Source organism: Sphingopyxis sp. MG, assembly GCF_002953155.1.
GTDB classification, from domain to species: domain Bacteria; phylum Pseudomonadota; class Alphaproteobacteria; order Sphingomonadales; family Sphingomonadaceae; genus Sphingopyxis; species Sphingopyxis granuli.
Map to the genome: position 1 here is coordinate 4,012,876 of NZ_CP026381.1, position 26,768 is coordinate 4,039,643.

The 26,768-nt window shown below is 69.7% G+C and carries 23 protein-coding genes; 10 read left to right on the forward strand and 13 right to left on the reverse strand.

What is annotated here, in order from left to right; genetic code table 11:
- Positions 1–143: 143 nt before the first annotated feature.
- From C3E99_RS18515 to C3E99_RS18550, 8 genes are read right to left on the reverse strand one after another with little or no spacing between them, the layout of a single operon-like run.
- Positions 144–650, reverse strand: a complete 507-nt coding sequence (locus C3E99_RS18515) for a hypothetical protein (protein ID WP_104960222.1) — start codon at positions 648–650, stop codon at positions 144–146.
- The gene (locus C3E99_RS18520) at positions 647–1,348 is read right to left on the reverse strand and encodes a nitroreductase (RefSeq protein WP_076073454.1); all 702 of its coding nucleotides are present in this window, start codon (positions 1,346–1,348) and stop codon (positions 647–649) included. Before C3E99_RS18520 ends, C3E99_RS18515 begins: the two co-directional genes overlap by 4 nt.
- The gene (locus C3E99_RS18525; RefSeq protein ID WP_076073455.1) at positions 1,335–2,189 is read right to left on the reverse strand and encodes an RDD family protein; all 855 of its coding nucleotides are present in this window, start codon (positions 2,187–2,189) and stop codon (positions 1,335–1,337) included. Before C3E99_RS18525 ends, C3E99_RS18520 begins: the two co-directional genes overlap by 14 nt.
- On the reverse strand, positions 2,186–3,232 hold the full coding sequence (locus C3E99_RS18530) for a stage II sporulation protein M (RefSeq protein WP_104960223.1): 1,047 nt from the start codon (positions 3,230–3,232) through the stop codon (positions 2,186–2,188). The genes C3E99_RS18525 and C3E99_RS18530 overlap by 4 nt, the downstream gene beginning before the upstream one ends.
- Positions 3,232–4,557, reverse strand: a complete 1,326-nt coding sequence (locus tag C3E99_RS18535) for a DUF58 domain-containing protein (protein WP_076073457.1) — start codon at positions 4,555–4,557, stop codon at positions 3,232–3,234. Before C3E99_RS18535 ends, C3E99_RS18530 begins: the two co-directional genes overlap by 1 nt.
- Positions 4,554–5,519, reverse strand: a complete 966-nt coding sequence (locus C3E99_RS18540) for an AAA family ATPase (RefSeq protein WP_234002540.1) — start codon at positions 5,517–5,519, stop codon at positions 4,554–4,556. The genes C3E99_RS18535 and C3E99_RS18540 overlap by 4 nt, the downstream gene beginning before the upstream one ends.
- Entirely contained in the window at positions 5,509–6,738 is a 1,230-nt protein-coding gene (locus C3E99_RS18545; RefSeq protein ID WP_076073459.1) for a DUF4350 domain-containing protein, read from the reverse strand. The genes C3E99_RS18540 and C3E99_RS18545 overlap by 11 nt, the downstream gene beginning before the upstream one ends.
- Complete coding sequence (locus tag C3E99_RS18550; RefSeq protein ID WP_104960224.1) at positions 6,735–7,445, reverse strand: DUF4129 domain-containing protein; 711 nt, start codon at positions 7,443–7,445, stop codon at positions 6,735–6,737. The genes C3E99_RS18545 and C3E99_RS18550 overlap by 4 nt, the downstream gene beginning before the upstream one ends.
- A 159-nt stretch (positions 7,446–7,604) precedes the next feature.
- Between C3E99_RS18550 and C3E99_RS18555 the strand changes: the two genes are divergently transcribed.
- Together C3E99_RS18555 and C3E99_RS18560 are read left to right on the forward strand one after the other, a co-directional pair.
- Complete coding sequence (locus C3E99_RS18555) at positions 7,605–9,812, forward strand: dehydrogenase E1 component subunit alpha/beta (protein WP_076073460.1); 2,208 nt, start codon at positions 7,605–7,607, stop codon at positions 9,810–9,812.
- A 112-nt stretch (positions 9,813–9,924) separates the two neighbouring features.
- Positions 9,925–10,974 (forward strand): acyl carrier protein, encoded by a 1,050-nt coding sequence (locus C3E99_RS18560; protein ID WP_076073461.1) that lies wholly within the window; start codon positions 9,925–9,927, stop codon positions 10,972–10,974.
- A 194-nt stretch (positions 10,975–11,168) separates the two neighbouring features.
- Here C3E99_RS18560 and C3E99_RS18565 read toward each other — a convergent pair whose 3' ends face one another.
- The 3 genes from C3E99_RS18565 to C3E99_RS18575 form a co-directional block, all read right to left on the reverse strand.
- Positions 11,169–11,852, reverse strand: a complete 684-nt coding sequence (locus C3E99_RS18565) for a response regulator transcription factor (protein ID WP_076077431.1) — start codon at positions 11,850–11,852, stop codon at positions 11,169–11,171.
- Positions 11,853–11,942: 90 nt separating this feature from the next.
- Positions 11,943–13,649, reverse strand: a complete 1,707-nt coding sequence (locus C3E99_RS18570) for a sulfatase-like hydrolase/transferase (protein WP_076073462.1) — start codon at positions 13,647–13,649, stop codon at positions 11,943–11,945.
- A 77-nt stretch (positions 13,650–13,726) separates the two neighbouring features.
- Positions 13,727–16,036, reverse strand: a complete 2,310-nt coding sequence (locus tag C3E99_RS18575; protein WP_158682364.1) for a TonB-dependent receptor — start codon at positions 16,034–16,036, stop codon at positions 13,727–13,729.
- 453 nt (positions 16,037–16,489) lie between these two features.
- Between C3E99_RS18575 and leuC the strand changes: the two genes are divergently transcribed.
- Positions 16,490–17,911 carry a 3-isopropylmalate dehydratase large subunit gene (leuC, locus tag C3E99_RS18580; protein ID WP_076073464.1) on the forward strand — a complete coding sequence of 474 codons (1,422 nt, stop codon included), beginning with the start codon at positions 16,490–16,492 and terminating at the stop codon, positions 17,909–17,911.
- 258 nt (positions 17,912–18,169) lie between these two features.
- Here the strand turns inward: leuC and leuD are convergent, their stop codons facing one another.
- Entirely contained in the window at positions 18,170–18,778 is a 609-nt protein-coding gene (gene leuD / locus C3E99_RS18585; RefSeq protein WP_076073465.1) for a 3-isopropylmalate dehydratase small subunit, read from the reverse strand.
- Positions 18,779–18,948: 170 nt separating this feature from the next.
- Here leuD and C3E99_RS18590 point away from each other — a divergent pair, with 170 nt between their 5' ends.
- Positions 18,949–19,455: a MarR family winged helix-turn-helix transcriptional regulator gene (locus C3E99_RS18590; protein ID WP_076073466.1), complete on the forward strand. Its 507-nt coding sequence runs from the start codon at positions 18,949–18,951 to the stop codon at positions 19,453–19,455.
- Between the two features lie 71 nt (positions 19,456–19,526).
- Positions 19,527–20,102 (forward strand): NADPH-dependent FMN reductase, encoded by a 576-nt coding sequence (locus tag C3E99_RS18595; protein WP_104960226.1) that lies wholly within the window; start codon positions 19,527–19,529, stop codon positions 20,100–20,102.
- A 4-nt stretch (positions 20,103–20,106) separates the two neighbouring features.
- On the opposite strand, the gene C3E99_RS18600 is transcribed toward C3E99_RS18595, so the two are convergent.
- Entirely contained in the window at positions 20,107–20,556 is a 450-nt protein-coding gene (locus tag C3E99_RS18600) for a MarR family winged helix-turn-helix transcriptional regulator (RefSeq protein WP_067111196.1), read from the reverse strand.
- A gap of 175 nt (positions 20,557–20,731) precedes the next feature.
- On the opposite strand from C3E99_RS18600, the gene C3E99_RS18605 reads away from it, so the two are divergent.
- The 5 genes from C3E99_RS18605 to C3E99_RS18625 all read left to right on the forward strand — a co-directional run bounded on the left by C3E99_RS18605 (position 20,732) and on the right by C3E99_RS18625 (position 26,763).
- Positions 20,732–22,366, forward strand: coding sequence for a long-chain-fatty-acid--CoA ligase (locus tag C3E99_RS18605; protein WP_076073469.1), 1,635 nt, complete (start codon positions 20,732–20,734; stop codon positions 22,364–22,366).
- Between the two features lie 76 nt (positions 22,367–22,442).
- On the forward strand, positions 22,443–23,570 hold the full coding sequence (locus tag C3E99_RS18610; protein WP_104960227.1) for an alpha/beta hydrolase: 1,128 nt from the start codon (positions 22,443–22,445) through the stop codon (positions 23,568–23,570).
- Entirely contained in the window at positions 23,571–24,551 is a 981-nt protein-coding gene (locus tag C3E99_RS18615; RefSeq protein ID WP_076073471.1) for a phosphotransferase family protein, read from the forward strand.
- On the forward strand, positions 24,548–25,846 hold the full coding sequence (eno, locus tag C3E99_RS18620) for a phosphopyruvate hydratase (RefSeq protein ID WP_076073472.1): 1,299 nt from the start codon (positions 24,548–24,550) through the stop codon (positions 25,844–25,846). The genes C3E99_RS18615 and eno overlap by 4 nt, the downstream gene beginning before the upstream one ends.
- Positions 25,843–26,763 (forward strand): NAD(P)-dependent oxidoreductase, encoded by a 921-nt coding sequence (locus C3E99_RS18625; RefSeq protein ID WP_076073473.1) that lies wholly within the window; start codon positions 25,843–25,845, stop codon positions 26,761–26,763. Before eno ends, C3E99_RS18625 begins: the two co-directional genes overlap by 4 nt.
- The last annotated feature ends 5 nt before the right edge of the window (positions 26,764–26,768 follow it).

Genomic DNA, 26,768 nt, shown 5'->3' on the forward strand with positions numbered 1-26,768 from the left:
TCTCACCGGGCGGATACGAAACAAGTTCAGGGTGACGATGATGACAAGAACTTCGATTCCACCATACTAAAGCGGTGAGCCGTTAATCTGCACCGTTTCAGCACGAACGGAAGCGGGGATGGCGCATCATTTCCGAGCGCGCTTCATCGGCAATCCTCGATCACGCGGCCGATCTCGGACTGCACCGGCAGGGTCAGCGCGCGACCGGCGCCTTCGAGCGCGAAGCGGCCGCGGCTGAAGGCGATGCGGTCGAGGCGGATGTCGCGGTTCGGCACCGTCGCGCTGCCGCCATCGAAGCGGATCTGGTCGGTGCCCGCGCTGGTGCGCAGCGCGACCGGGCCGTCGAGCCCGGCGGTGAGGCGGATGGCGCCGCCGCTGCACGCCATTGTCAGCAGCGGGCTGGCGCCGCCCGTGGGCACGAAGCGGGCGGTGCGGCTGCCGGCGTCGTAGCGCCACGCGCCGCTGTCGAGCGCGCGTGCGTCCCACGCCGCGGCGGGCGGCGGCGGCGCGGGGGACGGCGGCACCGCGGCGGGCGGCGGCGGTGGCGCGGGCGGCGGCGCCTCTGGCGCCGGGATCGCGGTGCAGCCGGCGGCCGCGAGCAGCAGCGCCGCGGCGGCGGCGGAACGAAAGCGGATGGATGGGCGGTTCATGCGTCGAATCCCTGCCAGTCGATGACTTCGTCCAGCCCAACGCGCGGCACCGGCCAGCGGTTCACCGGCGCCTCCTCGTCGGCGTGGCCGATCGCGAGGCCCGAGAAGAGAATCTGGTCGTCGCCAAGCCCCAGTTCGGCCCGCACGGTCGCACCATACATCGCCCAGCATTCCTGCGGGCAGCTCGCAAGGCCGTGCTCGACGAGCAGCAGCATCACCGATTGCAGCCACATCCCCATGTCGGCCCATTGCGGCGGCCCCATGATCCGCGAGCAATGGAGGAAGAGCATCACCGGCGCGCCGAAGCCGCGGTAATTCTGCTGGAACTGGGCGATCCGCCCCGCCTTGTCATCGCGCGCGATGCCGAGCGAGGCGTAAAGCGCCTCGCCGACGCCGAAGCGGCGGCTGTCCCACGGATCGGTGAGCCCCCGGGGATAGATGTCATATTCGGGCTGGAACCCCTCGCGCCCCATCACGATACGCGCCGCGACCGCGTCCTGCACCGCCTGCCAGCGCTCGCCGGTGACGACGGTCGCCTGCCACGGCTGGAGGTTGCCGCCCGATGGCGCGCGCTGTGCGATCTCGAAGATCCGCGCGAGCAGCGCGCGGTCGACGGGCCGGTCGGTGAAGGCGCGCACCGAACGGCGGCGGGCGAGCGCCTCGCTGGCCGAAAGGGAGAGGGTGTCAGTCGCTGGCATATTTATCCTCGCGTCGCTTGCCGAACAGCAATTTGCGTTCGAGCCGGGTCTTGAGCTGGCGATAATAGGAAAGCAGGAAGACGTCATCCTCTTCGGCGATCGGCCGGCCGATCTTGTGCCGGATCGTGTCGGCGACCTCGCGCATCACCCGCGCGTCGCGCCCGCGCAGCACGCGTTCGAGTTCCTGCAGTTCGAAGATGCCATAGACCGAGAGCTCAGCATCGGTGAAGCGCAGGGCGTCGCCCGCCTCCGTCCCCGCCGCCATGTCGCGGTCGAGCTTCGCGCGCTGCGCCATCACCACCCAGGTGCCCGCGATCAGGTCGCCCATCCGCATCCGGTCGCGGTTGAACAGCAGGAAAAGGCTGAGCGTCGCCGACCACAGCACCCCCGCCAGCGCGGTCCAGCCCGACACCATATCCTCCGCCGCGCCGAAGCCGATCATCATCAGCGGCAGGAAAATCTCCAGCTCGCGCATCAGGTTGCGGGCGATCACCGCATCGGCGGTCAGCCGCCCGCCGTCGCGCGCGACGACGCGGATACCCATCGCGCGCTTGCCGGGGGTCGCAGCGCGCTGGCCCAGTTCGAAGCCGACGAACCAGAAGGTCCGCAGCACGAAGGCGCCGAGCAGCCAGATGCTGATCAGCAGGTCGGAGCGCGACGCGAAGCCTGCCCAGACCATGAGCAGCGTGAAGACGACCAGCGCCGCGAGCAGCAGCATGAGGTCGATCAGCAACGCCCCGAAGCGCAGCGACGCGCTGGCGATCCGCAGTTCGAGGTCGACGCCTTCGGGCGTGACGAAGGCGCGGACCTTGTCGCGCCGCGGGCGCGCGGCGGCGGTCATGCGGCGTCCTTTCGCCGCGGGAGGTAGTAATAGGCGAGCCAGAAGAGCAGCATCGCCGTCCCGATGCCGTAGCGCAGCAGCGTATCGGTGACGAGCTGCCGCCCGAAGCCTTCGAGCAGGCCGGCGGCGAGCAGCATGAGGATGACGCCGACCATCACCTTGCCCGCGGTGCGCCCCGCCTCCGACGCCGCCTGCAGCCGGCCGCGCGCGCCGGGGAAGAGGATCGCGGTGCCGATGCGCAGCCCGGCGGCGCCGGAGAGCGCGGCGGCGAACAGCTCGGTCGTGCCGTGGATGAACAGCCAGCCGCCGAAATCGACCCCCAGCCCCTTGCCCGTGAACAGCGCGAGCATCGCGCCGAGCCCGATCCCCTGATAATATTCGAGCATCATCGTCGGCACGCCGAAGGCAAAGCCGAGCGCGAAGGACAGGATCGACACGCGGCTGTTGTGCGTGAACAGATAGGTCGCGAAGATGTGCAGCCCGCTGTTCTGTTCGTCCGCCGCCTTGCCGTGGCCGATCGTCGCCTGCAGGAATTCGGCCGTGGCGCGCGGGTCGCGCCCGCCCGCCATCTCTTCGGGTACGAAATTGAAATACCATTCGGGATTGTGCGCGACGAGCGTCCAGCTGGTCAGCGCGCCGAGCAGGATGACGAGCGCGACGATCAGCGTCTCCTTCCACAGCGCGCGGACCGCGGCGGGCCAGTCGGTGCGGAAGAAGCGCCGCACCCGGCTCCAGCGCGTCTCGCGCACGCCATAGATCAGGAAATAGCCGCGCATCGACAGCGATTCGAGATAGTCGAGCAGCGCGCGGTCGAGGCTGGTCGCGCGCGCGATCGACAGCGATGACAGCGTCGCGCGGTACAGCGAGGGCAGTTGCAGCAGCTCGTCGCTGGTCAGCGCCTTCGCGCCCTTGCGTTCGAGCCGGCCGAGCAGGGTTTCGAAGGCGATCCAGTCGGCCTCGCGCTCGGCGCGGAAGCGGCTGGTCGAGAAATTCGGCGTGTCGAGCCGGGCGAGCGCTTCGGGGGCCGGGATCGCGGGCGGCATCACAGGCTGCCCTGGCGCTTGATCGCCAGATAGGCCTCGACGACGCTGGCACCCATCGCGTCGGCGGGCACCTCGATCACCTCGACGCCCAGCCGCTGGAGCCGCGCGATGACGCGCTGGCGGTCGCGCAGCATCGCGGCGGCGACGTTCGACCGGGTGACGTCCGACGCCTGTTCGGGGCGGCGGCGTTCCTCGCTCTCCAGCTCCTCGTCGCGCAGCACGACGCACAGCAGCCGGTGTTTGCGCACCAGCCGCCCGGCGGCGCGGATCATCAGGTCAGCGCTCGTCGCGTCGGTGAATTCGGTGAACAGGACGATCAGCGAGCGGCGGTCGAGCCCGGCCGACAGCGTCGCCAGCGCGAGGGTGAAATTGCTTTCGACCGGCGCATAGTCGATGCGGCTCGCCGCGCGCTGCAGCGCCGGAAAATCGCGCGTGTGCATATAGGCGGGGGTCAGCGCCTGTGGCTGCGCGGCGAAGGAGAAGAGGCTGATCCGGTCGCCGAGCTTGAGCCCCGCATAGGCGAGCAGCATCGCCGCCGACACCGCGCGGTCGACGCGCGGCATGCCGCCCGCCGGCTCGGCCATTGTCCGCCCGGCGTCGATCGCCAGGACGAGCCGGTTGTCGCGCTCGACGCGATATTCCTTCGCGAGCAGGCGGCCGTGGCGCGCCGAGGCGGTCCAGTCGATCGCACGGCGGTCCATCCCCGGATGATATTCGGCGAGCGCCTCATACTCGCTGCCCTCGCCGCGCAGCTGCTGGCGGCGCAGCCCGAACCAGTCGCCGCGCCGGAACAGCCGCGCCCCCTCCTCGCGCACCGCGCGCAGGCTGGGGACGACCGCGACGACGTGCCCGATCGGGAAGCGACGCTGTTTCCACGCGAGCCCGAGCGGCCCCGCCCAGCGCAGCCACAGCGTCTCGACCGGCGCCGGCCCGCGCCGCGCCGCCGCGAGGGTCAGCGTCGCCGACAGCGCCCCGCCCATCGCGCCCGCGCCGCCCGCGCGCATCGTCGCGGCGATGCGGCCGCCGGGCGCCAGCCGCTCGTCGAGCGCGAGCGCCATGTCGGCGCGCGGCGGCACCGCGCCGCCCGCCGCGGTGAAGGCCAGCTCGAACGGGTCCCCCACTCCCGCCTGGTGCGGAATCCGCGCGTCGAGCGCCAACCGGCGCGGATGCGGCCCGGCGAGCGCGTCGAGCGCGAGGCAGGCAAGGATGACCGCGATCCATCCCGGCGCGACGAGCCACAGTTCGGGCCGCGCCAGCCCGAGCAGCAGCGCCGCGGGGGCGCCGAGCAGTAGCAGATAGATGGCCCGGCGGGTCGGGTAGATCATCGCGGCACCTCTTCGCGTTCAAGCAGCGCGGCGACGACCTGTTCGACGTCGCGGCCCTCGATCTCGGCCGCCGCCGACAGGATGACACGGTGACGCAGCACCCCCGCCGCGAGGCGCTGGACGTCGTCGGGGATCACATAGTCGCGCCCGTCGAGCGCCGCCGCGGCGCACGCCCCGCGCGCGAGCAGGGTCGCGGCGCGCGGGCTCGCCCCGCATTCGAGGTCGGGGCTGGCGCGCGTCGCGCGGATCAGGCGGACGATATAGTCGACGATCTCGTCGGCGAGGCGGACCGTCGCGGTGGCGTCGATCGCGGCGGCGATGGCGTCGGCGTCGGCGATCCGCTCGACCCCGAAATCGGCGACCGCCGGGGTGCGGAAGCGGCCGCCATGCTCGGTGACGATGCGCCGTTCGGCGTCGGCGTCGGGATAGTCGACGACCAGCTTGAACAGGAAGCGGTCGAGCTGCGCCTCGGGCAGCGGATAGACGCCCTGCTGCTCGATCGGGTTCTGCGTCGCGAGGACGGTGAAGCGCGGGCTGAGTGCGTGCGGCTCGCCGCCCAGCGTCACGCGCCGTTCCTGCATCGCCTCCAGCAGCGCCGCCTGCGTCTTGGGCGGGGTCCGGTTGATCTCGTCGGCGAGCAGCAGCTCGGTGAAGATCGGTCCCTTGGTCAGCGTGAAGCTCGACGTCTGGAAGTTGAACAGGTTCGACCCCAATATGTCGCCCGGCATCAGGTCGGGGGTGAACTGGATGCGCCCGAAATCGAGCCCGACCGCGCGCGCGAAGGCCTGCGCGAGCAGCGTCTTGGCGGTGCCCGGCGGGCCTTCGAGCAGCACGTGGCCGCCGGCGAGCAGCGCGATCGTCACCATGCGCGTCAGATCGGCCTGGCCGATCACCGCCTTGGCGACCTCTGCCTCGATCGCGGCCCCGAGGGCGTGGACGCTGTCGATGGAGCTAGCTGTCACGGAGAAGATCCTTCCTGATGGCATGCAGCGCCTGTGCGTCTGCAAGGAAATCGTGGCGGCCCCGCGCCAGCGGCAGGCGCCGTGCGAGGACCGAGAAACGCGGGCCGTCGGCGCGCATCCGGCGGTCGATCCAGGCGTCGGTCGCCGCGGCGTCGAGGCCGGGGGGCGCGTGCAGCCGCCGCGCGATGGCGCGGCGCTGGCCCTGGACATAGGCGTCGGCGCCGTCGAGCTCGCGCCGCGCCTGGCGGATCAGGTCGGCGCTGTTCGCGATCAGCGCCGCCTTCGACACCGGGATCGCGCGCTGCGGGCGCAGCGTCGGGCCGAAGCGCATCCAGGCCTGCCACAGCGCGAGCAGCCCCGCCGCGATCAGGCACAGGGTGATGCCGATGAAGGGCGGCACGAAGGCGAAGCGGAGCAGCGACCGCTGGCCGCCGAAGCCGTTCAGCGTCAGGTCGAAGGCGAAGCCGTCGGCATCGGCATCCTCGGCGACCGCGTCGATCAGCAGCGCCGCGCCCTCGGCCTTCTGGCGCGAGGCGAAGGCGAGATTGTCGACGAGGTCGGGGTCGGCAAGAATATAGAGGTCGCGGTCGGTCGCGCGCGCCATTACCGCACCGCCGTCGGGGGCCGCGACCAGCGTTTCGAGGGCATCGCCTGCGATCGTCTGCGCGCGGTCGGGAAGATGCGCGGTGAAGCGGCGCCCCGCGACGTCGGCGGCTACCGCCCGCGGCCCCGCCTTCGAGGCATCGAAGCGCACCGGGCCGACGAGCGCCTCGACCAGGCGCGTAGAGGGCGCGCTGCGATAGGCCTGCGCGACCCAGCCGGGCTTGCCGCCCTGCCCGGGCGTGCGCATCGCCTGCCACTTGGGCAGGATGACGAGCAGCCGGCCGCCCTGCCGGTCGGCGAGTGCGCGCAGTTCGTCCGGTCGGGTGCGATGCGTCGGGGTCAGGATCAGCAGCGGCTGGTCGGAATAGCCCGTGCGCGGACCGGGCTGGCGGCGCAGCTCGACATCGCCGCCCGCGCGTTCGATCAGGTCGACGATCCCGGCATAGCCGGGCGCAGCGCGCGACAGCGCGTGGCCGCCGCCGTCGTTGCCGCTCGAAAGCTGGGGGCCGAGCGCGACGAGCGCCCACAGCGCGATGAAGGCGACGACGCCGATCGCCACCACCCCCGCGATCAGGCGCGGATCGAAGCCGCCTTCGGCGTCCGGCGCCGCACTCATGTCCGCGCCCAGGCGCGCGGGACGGTCAGCTCGGCATAGGCGGTGCGGCATTGCTCCCACGCGGCGGCGTCGATCGGCCGGCCGCCGAACAGGCTGATCTCGACCGCGCGGGCGATGCGCCCGAAGGCGTCGCGCGCCGCGCCGGGCAGGTCGCGCGCCCCCGCGAGCGCGCGCGAGGTCGTCGCGGGCCGGACGAGGCCGGGGCGGCGGCCCGCGATGTCCTCGACGCTGCGGAAGAGCAGCAGGTGGACCGCCTCGGCATAGCGGCCCGCCGCGGCGAGCGCGTCGGCCTCCGCCAGCAGCACGCGCGCCGCGCCCGCCTCGGCCGTTCCCACCGGGTCGGGCGCGGGCGCGTCGCCGCGCCGGCGGCGCAGCGCATCGACAACGCGCGCGAAGGCGGGAACGAAATGATAGAGGAGAACCAGCGCGAGCAGCGCCACCGCGATCCACAGCAAAGGCTTGCCGGCGGGCGCGCTCCATTCGAAGAAGCGGGCGAGCGCCCTGCCGATCGCCAACAGCCATGTGGGCGTTTCGGGAACCGGCGGCGGGGGCGGGATGCTGGTCTGGATGCTGCCGGACGCCATCGTCTGGCCGAAGCCCGGACCGATCAGTTCGGGGTCGAGCAGCCATCCCCGGTCGGATGCCGCAGCGGATGGGGCAGCGGATTGGGCGGCCGCCGACGCCTGGGCGATTGCCAATGCCATCATGGGAAAAAACAGGCCCCGCGCCGCTCGCTCATCGCGACAGGTGGTAGCGCGAGGCGGCGCGACAAGGCAAGAGATGCTTGCGCCGCCGGGGACCGCACGGCAAAGGCGGCGATGGTTACAGGTGTAACCGGATGGCGAAGGCGCAGCAGGAGGATCGGCGTGGACGCGGCACAGGCGGTGCATGAAAAATTCCTCGCGGCGCTGGCGGCGGGCGCGCTGCCCGATCGCGCCGATGCCCCCGATCCGGGCGCCGTCGGCCTGTCGCGCGCCGAGGCGACCGACATCTTCCTGTCGCAGCTCACCAGCCGCCAGATGGACCGGCTGTCGCGCGCGCTGCAGGCGCGCGGCGAGGGTTTCTACACGATCGGGTCGTCGGGGCACGAGGGCAATGCCGCGGTCGCGGCGGCGCTGCGCGTCACCGACATGGCGTTCCTCCACTATCGCTCGAACGCCTTCCAGCTCCAGCGCGCGCGCCAGCTCCCGGGGCAGACGTCCGACTGGGACATGCTGCTGAGCTTCGCGGCGTCGGCCGAGGACCCGATTTCGGGCGGGCGGCACAAGGTGATCGGGTCGAAGCCGCTGTCCATCCCGCCGCAGACCTCGACCATCGCCTCGCACCTGCCCAAGGCGGTCGGCGCCGCCTTTTCGATCGGCATCGCGCGGCGGCTGGGGCGCACCGGCCTGCCGCTGCCCGACGACGCGGTGGTGCTCGCGAGCTTCGGCGACGCCTCGGCCAATCATTCGACCGCACAGGGCGCGTTCAACACCGCGGGCTGGGCGGCGTATCAGCGGACGCCGCTGCCGTTGATCTTCCTGTGCGAGGACAATGGTATCGGCATTTCGACGCGCACCCCCGACGGCTGGATCGCGGCGCAGTTCCGCCAGCGCGCGGGGCTGCACTATATCGCGTGCGACGGCAGCGACCTCGTCTCCGCCTATGCCGGGGCGAGGGAAGCGGCGGATTTCGCGCGCCGCACCCGCAAGCCGGTGTTCCTCCATATGCGCACGGTGCGGCTTTATGGCCATGCCGGGTCGGACGTGCAGGGCGCCTATCTGCCGAAAGCGCTGATCGAGGCCGACGAGGCGCGCGATCCGCTGCTGGCGGGCGCGGCGCTGATGACCGAACGCGGCTGGATGACCGCGGCCGAGGTCGCCGAGGCCTATGAGGAGATCGGCGCGACGCTGGCGCGGCAGGCCGAGGCGGCGATCCGGCGGCCGAAGATCACGACCGCCGCCGGGGTGATGGAAAACCTGATCCCGCCGAGGCGCGAGCGCGCGCGGGCGAACGCGCCGTCGGCCGAGGATCGCGCGGCGCTGTTCGGCGGCGACGCCGCGCAGATGGACAAGCCGATGCACATGGCGCGGCTGCTGTCGTGGGCGCTTGCCGACCTGATGCTCGCGCACGAGGAGATCGTCGTCGCGGGCGAGGACGTCGGGCCGAAGGGCGGCGTCTACAATGTCACAGCAAAGCTGCACCAGCGCTTCGGTTCGGCGCGCGTCGTCAACACCCTGCTCGACGAACAGGCGATCCTCGGCCTCGCGATCGGGCTGGCGCACAATGATTTCCTGCCGATGCCCGAGATCCAGTTCCTCGCCTATGTCCATAATGCCGAGGACCAGATCCGCGGCGAGGCGGCGACGCTCAGCTTCTTCTCGAACGGCCAATATGCGAACCCGATGGTGATCCGCATCGCCGGGCTCGGCTATCAGAAGGGGTTCGGCGGCCATTTCCACAACGACAACAGCCTGGCGGTGTTCCGCGACATTCCGGGGCTGATCCTGGCGGTGCCATCGAACGGCCGCGACGCGGTGGCGATGCTGCGCGAATGCGTGCGGCTGGCGCGCGAGGAGCAGCGGGTGGTGGTGTTCGTCGAGCCGATCGCGCTCTACATGACCCGCGATCTGCACGCGGAGGGCGACGGGTTGTGGACCAGCGTCTACGAGGCGCCGGGCGAAAGCGTGCCGATCCGGCTGGGCGAGCCGGGGGTGCATGGCGACGGGACCGATCTGGCCATCGTCACCTATGGCAACGGATATTATCTGTCGCGGCAGGCGGAAAAGCTGCTCGCCGCCGAGGGCGTCGCGGCGCGGGTGATCGACCTGCGCTGGCTGGCGCCGCTCGACGCCGACGCGCTGCTCGCCGCGACCGGCGCGGCGGAGCGGGTGCTGATCGTCGACGAATGCCGGATCACCGGGTCGCAGAGCGAGGCGCTGATGGCGCTGTTCGCCGAGCGCGCACCGGGCAAGCGGCTCGCGCGGATCGCCGCCGACGACAGCTTCATCCCGCTGGGCAAGGCGTCGACGCTGACGCTGCCGAGCCGGGACTCGATCGTCGCGGCGGCGCGGGAGCTTTTAGCCAGAGACTGATCCTCAGATCCGTTCGCCCTGAGCGTGTCGAAGGGCTGTCCTTGTTTTGAACCGAAGAGAGAAGAAAGAGAAGAACGGTGCTTCGACAAGCTCAGCACGAACGGAGGGCAGGATGACCGCGAATAAGAGGACCGCGATCGTTGTCGCGCCGGGGCGCGGCACCTATGGCAAGGGCGAACTGGGCAGCATCGCGCGGCTGCACGGCGCACGCTTCGCCGACCTCATCGCCAATTTCGACGCGCAGCGCCGCGCGCGCGGGCAGCCGACGGTGAGCGAGCTCGACGGCGCCGACCGCTTCAGCGTCGCGACGCATATGCGCGGCGACGTCGCGGCGCCGCTGATCTATGCCGCGACGCTGCTCGACTGGTTGAGCATCGACCGCGAGCGCTACGACGTCGTCGCGGCGCTCGGCAATTCGATGGGCTGGTACAGCGCGCTCGCGATCGGCGGTGCGGTGTCGGTCGCCGACGGTTTCCGCATCGCCAATGCGATGGGGCTCAACAGCCAGGCGCACGGGCCGGGCGGGCAGATATTGCTCCAGATCGTCGATGCGGACTGGCGGCCGGTGCCGGGGCTGCGCGACACGCTGCTCGCGCTCGCCGCCGCGACCGACGCGCGGCCGGGGCATGCGCTGGCGCTGTCGATCGACCTTGCCGGGATGCTGGTGTTCGCGGGTAACGAGGACGGGCTCGCCGCGCTGCTGGCAGAGGCGCCGCCGACGCCGGGCCGCGACCCGCTGCGGCTCGCCGGGCACGGGCCGTTCCACACGCCGCTGATGGCGGGCAGCGCCGAACGCGCGCGTGCCGAACTGCCGGCGGCGCTGTTCGGCCGGCCCGCGCTGCCGCTGGTCGATGGGCGCGGGCATATCTGGCGGCGCTTCTCGGCCGACCCGGCGATGCTGTGGGACTACAGCTTCGGACACCAGATCCTCGCGCCCTATGATTTCGCGCTGTCGGTGCAGGTGGCGATGAAGGAATATGCGCCCGACGTCATCATCCTGCCGGGCCCCGGCGACACGCTGGGCGGCGCGATCGCGCAGGCGCTGATCGGCATCGGCTGGCAGGGGCTGACGAGCAAGGCCGCCTTTGCCGAGCGGCAGGCGTCGGACCCGATCCTGCTGGCGATGGGCCGCGCCGAGCAGCGCGCGCTGGTGGCGGGGTAGAGCATCGAGCCATGAATCCGAACGATTGGGCGTGATGCAGATTTACGGCACGCCGCTTTAGGTTGCGGCCGGCGGAGGTGGAACCTCCTCCGCCGGCACGCGTGGGACGCACGGTCCAGGTGGGGTTGGGCCCGTGCAGACGAACGGCGACGCCGATGGGGACCAACTCAAGGGCGGACCGCCGTTCGATCTCCTTATAGGCGGGGCGCGGCACCGCCGGCCGCGCCTGCGCCGAAATGGACCGGATTGCCGCCGCGCGCGCCCTCCTGCTCGACGGTGAAATGCAGCCGCAGCAACTCGGCGACGCTGGCGGCGCCGGCGCGGCGCATCATGCTGGCGCGGTGCACCTCGACGGTGCGCGGGCTGAGGTCTAAGCGCCGCGCGATCGCCTTGTTGCCGAGCCCGGCGGCGACCGCCTCCAATATGTCGCGCTCGCGCGGGGTCAGCGCGGCGAGGCGGGCGGCGGCCTCGCGGTGCCGCGCGGCGGCGCGTTCGCGTTCGCGCCACTCGTCGAGCGCCGCCTCCACCGTGCGGCGGACGAGCCGCGGGTCGAGCGGCGCGGGCAGCAGGTCGCGCGCGCCCGCGCGCAGGATCGCGCGCGCTTCGTCGAAGCTGAGCCGCTCGGCGGCGACGAAGGCGATGAGGTCGCCGCGCCCGGCGATCCGGTCGAGCAGCGCGGCGCCGCTCGTCGGGCCGGGCTGGCGCCAGCGCAGCAGCAGGATGCCGCCGCGCGCACCGTCCTGCGCCTCCAGCCAGGCGTCGGCGCTGGCGAAGCTGCGCACCACGCGATTGGCGCCGCGCGCCAGCAGCCGGAAACAGGCCGCGCGCTCGACCGGGTCGGGCAGGACGAGATGGATATGGCCGCCGCTGTCGCTCACGCCCGCGATGCTGCGGGCGGACGCCGGCAAAGCCCAGCGGGATTCGCTCGATTCCGGCGCCGATCCGAAGCGATCGCAGGGGCGCGGGGGTCAGGCGGGCTGGTTGTACATCTCCGTCGGCCCGGGATATTCGCGGCCGTCGTCGGCCCCGACCTCGCGCGCGACGAGCGCGTTGACCATCTTGTTGAGCCGGAGCACCGTCGCCTTGTGCTTCGGGTCGTTCGCGAGGTTGACCATCTCGCCGGGGTCGGAGCTCGTATCGTAGAGTTCGAGGTCGTTCATCGCAGTCAGCGTCTTCCAGTCGGTCGGCGTGTGGTGATGCGCCGGCGCGAAATAGCGCGCGAACTTGTAGCGGCCATCGTGGATGCCGCGGTGCAGGCGGCGCTTCGACAGATCGAAGCGCTTGCCGTAATCGGGCTCGCCCGACGGGAGGTTGGCGGCGCGGTCGGCCGCGACCGACGTCGGCTCCCAATAATGGGCGACCGCATAGTTGAAGAGATGCCCCTGCCGGTCGCGCTCGGTCGGCGCGGTGGGCGCCGCGAGCAGCCCCGAGACGTCGAGCCCGGGCAGGCCGGGGAAACGGGTCTTCTGCTCGTCCGCCGACAGCCCCGCGAGGCTCATCAGCGTCGGGGCGAGGTCGATCGCGCCCATCAGCCCGCGTGTCGTGCGCCCGCCCGCGAAATCGGGGTGGGCGACGATCATCGGGATATTGACCTCTTCGCGGTACATGGTCGCGCCCTTCTGGCGCATCCCGTGCGCGCCGGCGCGCTCGCCATGGTCGCTGGTGTAGATGATGATCGTGTTGTCGATCTGGCCGCTTTCCTTGAGCGCCCAGAGCAGCTGGCCGATGCTGCGGTCGACGTCGCGCAGGCAGTTGTAATAATAGTTGATGAAGCGGTGCCAGCTTTCCTCGTCGTCGTGGGGCATGGCGCCGTAGAAGAGGTCGTTGAGGCGGACGATCGCGCGATGCGCCTCGGGCTTGCCCGACAGATCGTCCTTGTAGAAGCTTTCGGGCAGGTCGAACTTGTTGTCGACCGCATAGAGCGGGTCGCCCGGCTCGCGGCGCAGCGGCCCCAGGATGTTCGGATCGGGGCGGCTTTCGGCCTGCTTGCCGGTCGCGTCATAGAACATGATGTCGTGCGGATTGACGAGCCCGACGACCTGGAACCAGGGCTTGCCGCCCGCCTTGTCGCGCTGCGCATAGTCGAAGATCGAGCGCGCCGCGTCTCCGGCGACGAACCGGTCGGCGCGATAGCCGTCCCAGGTCAGCCCGACCTCCTCGCCGTCGAAGCCGTAGTCGTGGAAGCCGTATTTCTCCATCGCATGTTCGGTGGTCGGATAGATGCCGCCCGGAATGCGCGTCCAGTTGCGGTCGAAGTTGATCCGGCTGAGGTGCCACTTGCCCTTGTAGCTGGTGTAATAGCCCGCGGCCTGCATTATGTGGCCGAGCGTCGGCATCGTCTCCGCCGCGACCGGATAGGGGGCGTTGTCGCTGTTGAGGAACAGCCCCGTCTGCTGGGTGTGGTGCCCCTGGAAGATCGTCGAGCGCGACGGGGTGCAGGGGGTGGTGTGAACGTGATAGTTTTCGACCAGCATCCCGCGCTCGAGCAGCTCGCGGTGCGCGGGCAGCTTTTCGAGCAGCCCCCTGGGATAGCTGGCGATGCTCTGTTCCTGGTCGGTGACGATCATCAGGACGTTCAGCTTCCGGCCGTTCTTCGCATAGGCTGGCAGCGCCAGCCCCGCGGTGGCGAGCGCCCCCATGCCGACGAACGTGCGGCGATCCAGATCCCAGGTCATCAGACTCTCCCGTATAGGTCCTTTTGCAGAAACAGAAAATCCCGCGGCGCCGGTCGGGGCGCCGCGGGACATGGCCGTCAGAATTTGACCGCGAAGTCGACCCCGAATTCGCGCGGCGGCTGATAGAATTGCGAGATCGGGGTCGCGCCGGCGTTGGTCGCGCCCGAAATCACCTTCTGGTCGGTGAGGTTCGAGCCGTAGAGGGTGACCTTCCACCGGTCGTCCTCGCCCGCGACCGCGATGCTCGCGTTGAGCAGCACGACCTCGTCGCGGTAATAGCCGGGCAGGTTGCTGCGGCCCCAGGTGTTGAAGCGCGACGAATAGCGCGCGTCGCTGTGCAGCTTGATCTCGCCGAACGACATCGGGATCGCATAGTCGACCGCCAGGCTGCCGCTCCACTTCGGCGCGTTGGCGAGGTCGAGACCCGACGAATCGGTCGGGACTGCGAAGGTGCCGTTGGGCACGCCGTTGATCAGGATCGGCTGCGCCGGACCGCACTGGCCGGGTTCGGGCGCCCCGTTGGTGAAGACGCCGTTCGTGTCCGCGCAGAAATCGGTATAGCGCGCGTGGAGATAGGCGAGGTTGGCCCCGATCGTGAGGCCGTCCGCCGGACGCAGCAGCGTCTCGACCTCGAAGCCGTAGATTTTCGCCGCGGCGATGTTGGTCGTGATATTCTCCGCGCGGACGGCGCCCATCTTCGTCACCGACCCCTGAAGGTCGCGATAATTGTTGACGAAGCCCGCGACGTTGAAGCGCAGCAGCCGGTCGAACAGGTCGGTCTTCGCGCCGACTTCGAAGGCGTTGACATATTCGGGGTTATAGGGGCCGACATTCTCCGCGATCGTGCCGCGCGAGTTGAAGCCGCCCGCCTTGTAGCCCTGCGAATAGTTGGCATAGACCATCGCGCTCGGCGAAACGCGATATTCGGCGGTCAGGCGCGGGGTGAATTCGGACCACGACGCCTTGAGGCTGGTCGCGAAGGACGAAAGCTGCGCGCCGCTGAGCAGGGAAGCCATCACCGCCTGGGTATAGGCGTCCCCGGTCAGGTTCCCGACCGACGCGGTGTTCGTGCGCACCTGCGTCGCGATGTCGTATTTCTTGCTGTCATGGCTGAAGCGGCCGCCGATCGACAGCGTCAGCCCGTCGGCGGGGTGCGCGTTGACCAGCGCGAACACCGCATAGCTTTCGGTGTTCTGGTGCAGCTGCGCCAACGTCGTCGTCGTGGGGGTCGCGAACACCGTATTGAACTGCCGCCACTTGTCGGTCTGGTAATAGAGGCCGACGACGAAATCGACCGGCTCGCCCGCCGGCGAGACATAGCGCAGCTCGCCGCTCCTCGATTCGCCCGAGAAATCGCGGATGACGTCGAGCGCCGGACGGGGATCGATCAGCCCGTCGAAGTCGCCACGCGTGACATAGGTCAGGTGGCGATAGCCGAGCACCGAGGTGATCGTGCCGTAGCCGACGTCGAGGTTCGAGGTCCACGACCCGCCATAGGTTTCGGTGTTGGCATAGGGATCGAACAGCACCGCCGCCTTGCGGACGTCGGTCTTGACGACGTCGGGCAGCAGGTCCCAGTTGGCATCGCCATTGTCGAGGACGTGCGGCGCCGGACCGGTGGTCTTCTGCTTCAGCCAGTCGGCGACGATCGTCGAATCGAAAGCGCCGCCCCGGTCGAAGTTGAGCGCGCCGCGCACCGACTTCACATTGGCGCCGTTGAGGCGGTTGCCGGTGATCACGTTGCGGGCGTAACCGTTATAGTCGCGGAAATTGACCGAGACCTTGGCCGCCAGCGCGTCGTCGGCGAAACGGCCCGAATTGAGCTTGCCGCGGAACTGCTTCAGCCCGAACGAGCCGAGCGTGACCCGCGCCTCGCCGCCGAAATCGTCGGTCGGCCGCGCGGTGATGACGTTGATCGTGCCGGCCAGGTTGTTCTTGCCGAACAGCACGCCCTGCGGACCCTTCAGCACCTCGATGCGCTCGACGTCGAACAGGTCGAGCATCGTGCTCGACACGAAGGGGATGTAGACGCCGTCGATGATCGTGCTGACCTTGGGGTCGGCGTTGGGATCGGGGTCCGCCGTGCTCATGCCGCGGATCGAGATCATCGGCACGTTGGCGACCAGCCCCTGCGTCTGCAGCACGACGTTGGGCGCGATGCCGTTGAGGCTGGTGATATTGGTGCTGCCGCTCGATTCGACCATCTCGCTGTTGAAAGCGGAGATCGAGATCGGCACGTCCTGCACGCTCTCGCTGCGGCGCTGCGCGGTGACGACGATGTCGCCGAAGCCGCCGCCCGAAGCGCCTTCGTCGGCCGACTGGGCGTGGGCGGGCGCGCTCGTCAGCGCGACGGCGGCGACCGAAAGAAACAGAAATGCGGTTTTCATCATGTCCTCCCTGATGGGCGGACGCACACGCCCGCCCGCGCATTTGCGCGGCGGACCGTCATACGGCCGCTGCCTTGGTGGAACGGGAGTCCTGGGGGCTTTTTGCCTCTTCACTCGCGATGCGGCCTCGGCCTGTGTCCGGCGCCGACGGGTCTGCGATCCTCACGTCCCACGGCTCCATTAGCATAGGAAAAATATACTTCAAGTGCTAAGTATTATCAGGCTGAAAAAGGGGAAATCCCCGGAAAAGCGCTTGCTACATCGGGGGTGGATTGGCTACAAGTTAGATATCTAAGTATTTTGCGCGACTCCGCCCAGTGGGCGGGATGCGCGTCGGGGGAGCGCGGCGGTGCGAGAATCGAAAGGCGGCGATGAAAGGATGGCGGCGGCCCGGCGCGCGCTGCGCCCGAGTCGCTTCGCCGCGCGCGCCCGGCGCGGAAAGGCTGCCCGCCGATGATCGCGCCGCGCACGCTCTACGACAAGATATGGGACGCGCACGTCGTCGCCGAGGACGATGGCGAGACCTTGCTCTACATCGACCTGCACCTGCTGCACGAGGTGACCTCGCCGCAGGCTTTCTCCGCGCTTGCTGCCGCCGGGCGGCCGGTGCGGCGGCCTGCACTGGCGCTCGCGCTTTCCGATCATAATGTCCCGACCGAAGGGCAGGCGGGCGGGCCCGCCGCGGTCGCCGACGGCCAGGCGCGCGCGCAGATCGAGGCGCTTTCCGACAATTGCGCGCGCTTCGGCGTCGAGCAGTTCGCGATGGGCGACCCGCGCAACGGCATCGTCCATGTCGTCGGCCCCGAACAGGGGCGCTCGCAGCCGGGGATGACGATCGTCTGCGGCGACAGCCACACCTCGACTCACGGGGCCTTCGGCGCGCTCGCCTTCGGCATCGGGACGAGCGAGGTCGAGCATGTGCTCGCGACGCAGACGATCCGCCAGCGCCGCTCGCGCAACATGCGGATCACGGTCGACGGCGTGCTGGCGCCGCACGTCCACGCGAAGGATCTCGCGCTCCACCTGCTCGCGATGCTGGGGGTCGACGGCGCGACCGGGCATGTCATCGAATATGCCGGGTCGGCGATCCGCGCGCTGTCGATGGAGGCGCGGATGACGCTGTGCAACCTCAGCATCGAAATGGGCGCGCGCGCCGGGCTGATCGCGCCCGATGCGACGACCCATGCCTATCTGAAGGGGCGCCCGGCCGCACCGGCGGGGTCGGCGTGGGACGCGGCGCTGGCGCGCTGGGGCGTGCTGGCGAGCGACGAGGGCGCGCATTTCGACCATGAGCTGTGGGTCGATGCCGCCGCCGTCGGTCCGATGGTGAGCTGGGGCACCAATCCGGCACAGGTGGTCGGAATCGGCGGCCACGTCCCCGACCCGGCGCGCTTCGCCAGCGCCGAGGCGCGCGCCGCCGCGGCGCGGGCGCTCGCCTATATGGACCTGACGCCCGGGCAGCCGATCGCCGGGCAGCGGCTCGACCGCGTGTTCATCGGCAGCTGCACCAACAGCCGGATCGAGGACCTGCGCGCCGCCGCCGCGGTGCTGCGCGGGCGCCGCGTCGCGCCGCACGTCCGCGCGATGGCGGTGCCCGGATCGGGGCTGGTCAAGCGGCAGGCCGAGGCGGAGGGCCTCGACGCCGTCTTCCGCGCCGCGGGCTTCGACTGGCGCGAGCCGGGCTGCTCGATGTGCGTCGGGATGAACCCCGACCGGCTGCGTCCCGGCGAGCGCTGCGCGGCGACGTCGAACCGCAATTTCGAGAATCGCCAGGGGCGCGGCGGCCGCACCCACCTGATGAGCCCGGCGCTTGCGGCGGCGAGCGCGGTGGCGGGCGCGATCGCCGCGCCCGACGACCTCGACGCGCCGCGCTGAGCGGTGCGCCGGCGTTCAGCTTCGCTGCTCCACCCTCATCGCCTTTGGCCTATATGCCCATCGGTCAGGCAAGAGCCTGTTCCCCGGCGAAGGCCGGGGCCCGGATGGCGTAGCGCCGCCCCGCATGGACCCCGGCTTTCGCCGGGGGGACGATTCCGTGTCGGACCGGGATGATCGTCAACTTGTTTCCGGGGGCATGGATGCCGAAACAGGTTCAGCATGCCGAAGGAAAGGATGACTCCGTCGAAACCGGAATATTCACGAATCCCCGACCGAACGCGCCGCGCGGGCGGTCTCGAATCGGGCGATCGCGGCGGCGTGGCGCAGCGTGCGGTCGATGTCGTCGAGCCCCTCCATCAGCGTGCGCCGGTCATCGGGATCGACGGCGAAGGCCAGCGATTCGCCGGAGGCGAGGTCGATGCGCTGCTCGGCGAGGTCGACGGTGATCGGCGCGAACTGCGCCAGTTCGACCTCGCGGCGCAGCCGCTGGCACAGCGCGTCCGGAAGGCGGACCAGCAGCAGCCCGTTCTTGCGCGCATTGTTCGCGAAGATGTCGCCGAAGCTGGGCGCGATGACGCAGCGGATGCCGAAATCGGTGAGCGCCCACACCGCATGCTCGCGCGACGAGCCGCAGCCGAAATTGCGGTCGGCGATCAATATCTGCGCGTTCCGGCACGGGCCGCGGTTGAGGATGAACGAATCGCGCTCGGCGCCGTCGTCGCGGTAGCGCAGTTCGTGGAACAGGTGGCGGCCCAGCCCGTCGCGGGTGAGCGACGTCATGTAACGCGCCGGTATGACCATGTCGGTGTCGACATTGGCGAGTGGGAGCGGTGCGGCGGTCGCGGTCAGCCGATCGAATTTTAGCATGGCTCATCCTTTGAACTTAGGATACTAAGTATATCGGATCGGCGGCGCTGTCCAACCCTGCCGGCGCGCCGAAACTATTGCCGGACGAATCATAGGCCCCTACGGTCGGTTTCAGGTTCGTTCGATCAGGCAGGGTCCGCGCGCCCGCGGACCGATTGGGGGGAAGAGCATTGGCCAAGACGAATCCGACATTGCGCTATCCGGCCGAATATTTCACCAATCCGGAAAACAGCATCGGCTATCTCGCCCGCATCACCTTTCGCTCCTTTTCGCGCCTGCTCGAACGCGGCACGCTGTCGCACGGCGTGTCGTCGGGACAGTGGCGCTTCCTGCGCCAGCTGTGGCGCGAGGACGGCATCACCCAGCGCGAGTTGAGCGAGCGGGTCGGGATGCGCGAGCCGACGACGGTGGTCGCGCTGAAAGGGCTGGAGAAGGCCGGCTTCATCACGCGCCGCAAGACCGACGCGGACCGGCGCAAGACCTTCATCTATCTGACCCCGCACGCGAAGAAGCTGGAAATCCTGCTCGCGCCGATCAACGCCGAGGTGCACCAGATCGCGACGCGCGGGATGAGCGACGATGAGGTCGCGCAGTTGCAGGCACTGATGCGCCGCGTCATCGCCAACCTCGCCGACGAGACGGCGAAGCTGACGATCCTGTCGGACGCCAGCGCCTGATCCGTTTGTCGGCGGTTGCCCCCGCCCCGATTGAAGGTTAGAACACTAACCAATTTCGATCGGGAGGGACCATGACCCATATCGCAGTCATCGCCGGCAGCACGCGCGCCGGATCGTTCAACCGTGCGCTCGCCCGGCTCGCCGCGGCCCGGCTCGCGGCGCACGGCGCCGAGGTGGTCGAGGTCGATCTGGCGACCTTCGACCTGCCGCTCTATTCGGCGGCGCTGGAGGCGGAGGCCTTTCCGCCCGACGCGCTGCGCCTCAAGCAGCTGTTCGCGGCGCAGGACGGGCTGTTGTTCGTGTCGCCCGAATATAACGGTTCGGTGCCGCCGCTGCTCAAGAACGCGATCGACTGGGCGTCGCGCCCGACCGGCGACGAGGGGCTCGTCGCGCTGACCGCCTATCGCGGCAAGGCGACGGCGGTGATGGCGGCATCGATCAGCCCGTTCGGCGGGCTGCGGGCGCTCGCGCACCTGCGCCAGATCCTTTCGACCGTGCAGACGCTGGTGATTCCCGAACAGGTGCTGGTGCCGAACGCCCATGCGGCGTTCGACGCCGAAGGCGCGCTGAAGGATGCGCTGCCCGCGTCGCTGGTCGACATGACCGCGGCGCGGCTGGTCGCGGTCGCAGCCGCACTGGCGGGTTAGGACTTCAGGCGCGCTCGACGGCGGGCCGGCGCTCGATATTGTCGCCCCAGTCGGCCTCGAGCGCTTCGAGCAGCGCGTCGAAGCGATCCTGCCCCAGCTTTTCGGCGAGCTGGCCGGTGAGCGCGTCCATCGCGCGCTGTGCGTCGCGGCGCATCCGCGCGCCGAGTTCGGTGAGCGACACGATCATGTGGCGGCGGTCGCGCGGGTCGACCTCCAGCCGGACGACGCCGAGCCGGACCATCTGGTTGATCGTGCTGTGGATCGCCTGACGCGACACGCCGAGGTTGCGCGCGATGTCCGACGGGCGCACGATGCCGCTGGCGATGTTGGTCATGATCATCGACTGCGGCCGGCTGATGTCGGGCCAGCCGCGATCGTGAAGCCGCGACTGCAACCCTTCGTCGAGCCAGCAGAAGCGTTGGAATAGTGCGATGATGAGCTGATTGGTGCGCATGGAATGCCGCGATGAACCCCTGTTTCCCGGTCGGACGCCGGCGGCGCGACGCTAGAAGAAGGGACGGGGCGAAGCAAGGCAGAGCGGCGTTGCAAACCGGAGATACTTAGTATACTATGCTTTTACCGGCCGGGGATGCAAGGAGGCCGGACCAACGAGGGAGGACCGCGGGCCCATGGACGGACTGATGCAGAATGTGCCGCTGACCGTCGATCGCATCATCGATCATGCGGCCGCCTGGCACGGCGCGCGCGAGATCGTGTCGCGCGATGCCGAGGGGCGCGTCACCCGGTCCACCTATGCCGCCGTCCACGCCGACGCCGGGCGCGTGTCGAACGCGCTCGCCGCAGAGGGCATCGCGCCCGGCGACCGCGTCGCGACGATGGGCTGGAACGGCGCCCGCCACCTTGCCGCCTGGTACGGCGCGGCGGGGATGGGGGCGGTGCTCCACACGCTCAATCCGCGGCTGTTTCCCGAACAGATCGCCTATATTGCGAACCATGCCGGCGACCGGCTGCTGATCGCCGACCCGGCGACCGCCGACCTTGTCGAGGAATTGCTGCCGCAGGTGCCGTCGATCGAGAAGGTGATCTTCTTCTGCGATGCGGCCTCGCTGCCGAAGACGAGCTTTCCCGCCGTCGCCTTCGACGACTGGATCGCGGATCATCCGGCTGACTATGCGTGGGGGGATTTCGACGAGAATGCCGCCTGCGGTCTCTGCTACACCAGCGGGACGACGGGCAATCCGAAGGGCGTGCTCTATTCGCACCGCTCCAATTACATCCACGCGCTGATGACCTTGCAGCGCGACGCGCTCGCGCTTTCGGCGCGCGACACGGTGCTGCTCGTCGTGCCGATGTACCACGCCAACGCCTGGGGCGTCGTCTATTCGGCGCCCGCGGTCGGTGCGAAGCTGGTGCTGCCGGGGCAGCGGATGGACGGCGAATCGATCTACAACCTGATCGAGCAGGAGGGCGTCACCTATTCGGCCGCGGTGCCGACCGTGTGGCAGATGCTGCTGCAATATATGCAGGAGAACGGCAAGCGCTTCACGACGCTGGAGCGCGTGACGATCGGCGGATCGGCATGCCCCGAATCGATCATCCGCACCTTCCGCGACGATTATGGCGTCGACGTCATCCAGGGCTGGGGGATGACCGAGACCTCGCCGCTCGGTACCGTTTCGGTCCCGAACGCGTCGGTCGCGGCAAAGTCCGACGCCAAGCAGATGGCGTACAAGCTGAAGCAGGGCCGGCTGCTCTGCGGGCTGGAGATGAAGCTGGTCGACGATGCGGGGAACCGCCTGCCGCACGACGGCCGGACGCCCGGACGGCTGATGATCAAGGGGCCGACGATTGCGGCGGGCTATTTCGGCGGTGAGGGCGGCGACGTGCTCGACGAAGAAGGCTTCTTCGATACCGGCGACGTCAGCACGATCGACGCCGAAGGCTATATGCAGATCACCGACCGCGCCAAGGATGTGGTGAAATCGGGCGGCGAGTGGATCAGCTCGATCGAGATCGAGAATATCGCGATGGGGCACGATGCGGTCGCCAACGCCGCGGTGGTCGGCGTCGCGCACCCCAAATGGGACGAACGGCCGATCCTGCTGTGCGAACTGAAACCCGGCGCGACGGCTTCGGCCGACGACCTCAAGGCCTTTCTCGACGGCAAGATCGCCAGATGGTGGATGCCCGACGACGTGCTGTTCGTCGACGCCATCCCGCTCGGCCCCACCGGCAAGATCGACAAAAGGGCGATCCGCGCCGGGCTGGAAGGCTATGAACTGCCTTTCGAGGTCAGCCGTTGATATGTTCCCCACTTTCGTCATCCCGGATCAAGTCCGGGATGACGATGGTGAGATATAACCAGCAGGAGAGAAACTAATGGACCCGAACGGGATCGAAGGACTGGACGCGCAATTCATCGGAAGGGTGTCGCCGACCGCGCCGCGCATCCAGGCCGGCGGGCATCCGTGCCAGGGCATCTACTGGACCGAGGCGGGCAAGCGCCCGAAGGTCGCGATCATCGCCACCCATTACAACGTCGATTTCTCCGAACATTATATCGCGCCCTATTTCGCGCGGCAGGGCTTCGGCTTCCTCGGCTGGAACACGCGCTATCGCGGGATGGAGGACCAGTTCCTGCTCGAACATGCGGTGCTCGACATCGGCGTCGGGATGAAGTGGCTGAAGGAAGAGGCCGGGGTCGAACAGATCGTCATCCTCGGCAATTCGGGCGGCGGCTCGCTGATGGGGGCCTATCAGGCCGAAGCGATCGCGCCGACGCTGACCGACCGGCTTCCCTCCGCCGGGCAGGATGCGCTCGCGCAACTGGTGAAGGGCGACCTCTACATCAGCTTCAACGCGCACCAGGGACGCCCGGAGGTGCTGACCGACTGGATGGACGCGTCGGTGATCGACGAGAATGATCCGACGCTGACCGACCCCGAACTCGATCCGTTCAACCCCGACAACGGCCCGCCCTATTCGGACGAATTCATCGCCAAGTATCGCGCCGCGCAGCGCGCGCGCAACCAGCGGATCACCGACTGGGCGAAGGCGGAATTGAAGCGGCTCAACGATGCCGGAATCCCCGACCGGATTTTCCCGATGTTCCGCTGCTGGGGCGACATCCGCTGCGTCGATCCGGCGATCGACCCGTCGGACCGCAAGCCCAACTGGTGCTATCGCGGCGACCCCGCGATCGCTAACCGCTCGCCGAGCATCGGCCGCGCGAACACGATTCGGACGTGGCTCAACATGTGGAGCCTCGAAACCTCGCCCTGCCAGGGCCAGCCGCACCTCGCCAAGCACGACACCCCGGCGCTGGTCGTCCAGGGAACCGCCGACACCGGCGTCTTCCCGAGCGATGCGCGCAAGATCTTCGATTTCCTCGGATCGACCGACAAGCAGCTCGAACTGATCAAGGGCGCGCATTATTTCGAGGATTCGATCGAGGAGCGGCAGAATGCCGCCGACCTCGTCGGCGCGTGGATCCGGGAGAAGCTGTAAGTGGACACGGCCGGCGCCGACATCGTCGAAGGGTTGCGCGGCGCCGGCCTGATCGGGACGGAGGCGCCGGCGCTCGAACCGCTGACCGGCGGCGTATCATGCGACGTGTGGAAGGTCGAGACGGCGGCGGGGCCGATCGTCGTCAAACGCCCGCTCGAACAGCTCCGCGTCGCCGCCGAGTGGCACGCGCCGGTAGAGCGCGGCGCGAGCGAGGTGCGCTGGCTGAAGCGCGCGCGCGGCGTCGATCCGCGCATCGCGCCCGAGGTGCTCGCCGAGCTGCCGCACTACGGCTTCGCGATGCGCTTCCTGCCCGATTGCCCGGTGTGGAAGGACGAACTGATCGCGGGACGCGTCGATGCGGATTTCGCGGCGATGGTGGGCGCGCGGATCGCCGCGGTGCACGCCGCGACCGCGAACAGCGCCGCTGACCGCGACGCCTTTCCGACCCAGGCGATGTTCCGCGCGCTGCGCGTCGATCCCTTCCTGCTGCACGTCGCCGATCACGACGCCGAGCTGGCGCCGGTGCTGCGCGACCTCGCCGACGCGCTGTCGGCGACGAAGATCGCGCTGGTACATGGCGACGTCAGTCCCAAGAATATCCTCGTCGCCGCCGACGGCCCGGTGTTCCTCGATGCCGAATGCGCGGTCTATGGCGATCCGGCCTTCGACCTCGCCTTCTGCACGACGCACCTGCTGCTCAAGGCGGTGTGGCTGGACGATGCGCGGCTGGGCGATGCGGCGGTGGCGCTGGTCGCGGCCTATCGCGCCGGCATCGACTGGGAAGCGCCGGACGGGCTGCTGCTGCGCGCCGGCCGGCTCACCTCCGCGCTGCTGCTCGCGCGCGTCGAGGGCAAGTCGCCCGCCCCCTATCTGACCGACCCCGAACACAAGCGCGTCGTGCGCGATCAGGCGCGGGCGCTGCTGCGCGATCCCGCGCCCGTCGACGCACTCGTCGCCAACTGGAAAAGGACTTTTGCATGACCTCGCGTATCGCCTCCGTCACCGGCCGCCAGCTCTGGGATTCGCGCGGCCGGCCCACCGTCGAGGCCGAGGTGCTGCTCGAATCGGGCGCGGTCGGCCGCGCGATCGCGCCGGCGGGCGCCTCGCGCGGGGCGCATGAGGCGATCGACCTGCGCGACGGCGGCACGGCATTCGGTGGCTATGGCGTCAATGGCGCGGTCGCCGGAATCGGCGCCGAGATCGCGGGGGCGATCGCCGGCATGGACGCGCGCGATCAGGCGGCGGTCGACAAGGCGCTGTGCGACCTCGACGGGACGCCGAACAAGGCGCGGCTCGGCGCCAATGCAGTGGTCGCGGTGTCGATGGCGGTGCTCCACGCGGCCGCGGCCGATGCGCGCGAGCCGCTGTGGCGCTATCTGGCGGGCAGGCGTCCGGTGCGCATTCCGCTGCCCGAAATCCAGATTTTCGGCGGCGGCGCGCACGCGGGACGGCGAACCGACGTGCAGGATTTCATGGTGATGTGCCCGAAGGCGGGCAGCTTCCGCCGCGCGCTCGAGATCACCGACGACGTCTATCGCGCCGCGGGCCGCCTGATGGAGGCGAAGGGTCCGCTGTCGGGGGTCGCCGACGAAGGCGGCTGGTGGCCCAATTTCGACTCGAACGAGGATGCGCTCGACACGCTGACCAGGGCGATCGAGGCGAGCGGGCACCGCGCGGGCGAGGAGGTGTTCATCTCGCTCGACATCGCCGCGAACGAGCTGGGCGACGCATCGGGCTACAGCCTCGCGCTCGACGACGGGCGGCTGACGAGCGAGCAGATGGCGGCGCGGATCGTCGAATGGGCGAAACGCTATCCGATCCTGTCGATCGAGGATCCGGCGGGACAGGATGACTGGACGGCGATGGCGGCGGTGACCGCGGCGATCGGCGACCGGGTGCAGATCATCGGCGACGACGTGCTCGTCACCAATGCGGAGCGCGTCGAACGCGCGGGCGAGGCGGCGGTGTGCAACGCGGCGCTGATCAAGGTCAATCAGGTCGGCACCGTGACCGAGGCGAAGGCCGCGCTCGACGCGGCGGTGGCGCGCGGCTGGGGCGCGATCGTCTCGGCGCGCTCGGGCGAGAGCGAGGATGTCACCATCGCGCATCTCGCGACCGGCTGGGACGCGGGCCAGCTCAAGGTCGGCAGCTTCACCCGTTCCGAACGCATGGCGAAGTGGAACGAGATGCTGCGGATCGAGGAGGCGATGGGCGCCGACGCGGTGTTCGCGGGCTTCGGCGCCTTTGCCGCGCCGATCGGGACCGTCGCGGCATGATCGTCCTCCACGCGCGCCCCAGCCCCGGATTCCGCGACGCGGTCGACGCGGTCTTTGGCCCCGGCGTCGTGGTGCATGTCGACGAGGCGGCACCGCTCGGCGCGGTGGCGCCCGACATCACCGCGCTGCTCCACGTCCTGACTCCCGTCACGCCCGACTTCATTGCCTCGGCGCCGAAGCTGAAGCTGATCCAGAAGCTGGGGGTCGGCGTCAACACGATCGCGCTCGACGCGGCGCAGGGCCACGGCGTCGCGGTGTGCAACATGCCCGGCACCAACAGCCAGGCGGTCGCCGAGATGGCGCTGTCGCTGATGATGGCGGTGCTGCGCCGCACCTGCTTCTTCGACGCGCGGACGCGCGCCGGGGAGGGGTGGAGCGCCGACCCGGCCGAACTCGACAGCGTCGGCGAGGTGGCGGGGCGCACGGTCGGGCTGGTCGGTTTCGGCCATTCGGCGCAGTTGCTAGCGCCGGTGCTCGCGGCGCTGGGCGCCAGGGTCGTCTACACGGCGCGCAGCCGCCGCGACGCGCCCTACGACTATTGGCCGCTGGAGCGCATCGTCGCCGAGGCCGACATCGTCTCGCTGCACATGCCGCTGACCGACGAGACGCGCGGCGCCGTCGATCCGCTGGCGATGAAGAAAGGCGCGGTGCTGGTGAACACCGCGCGCGGCGAGCTGGTCGATGCGGCGCGGCTGGTCGAGGCGCTTGCCTCGGGGCATCTGCGCGGCGCCGGGCTCGACGTGTTCGACCGCGAGCCGGTGGCGCCGGGCGATCCACTGCTGGCGCTGCCCAACGTCGTGCTCGCGCCGCATATCGCGTGGCTGACGCCCGAGACGCTGGTGCGCAGCCTGTCGGTCGCGCACGAGAATATCCGCCGGCTCGGCGCGGGTGAAGCGTTGCTGCATCGGGTGGTATGAACCCC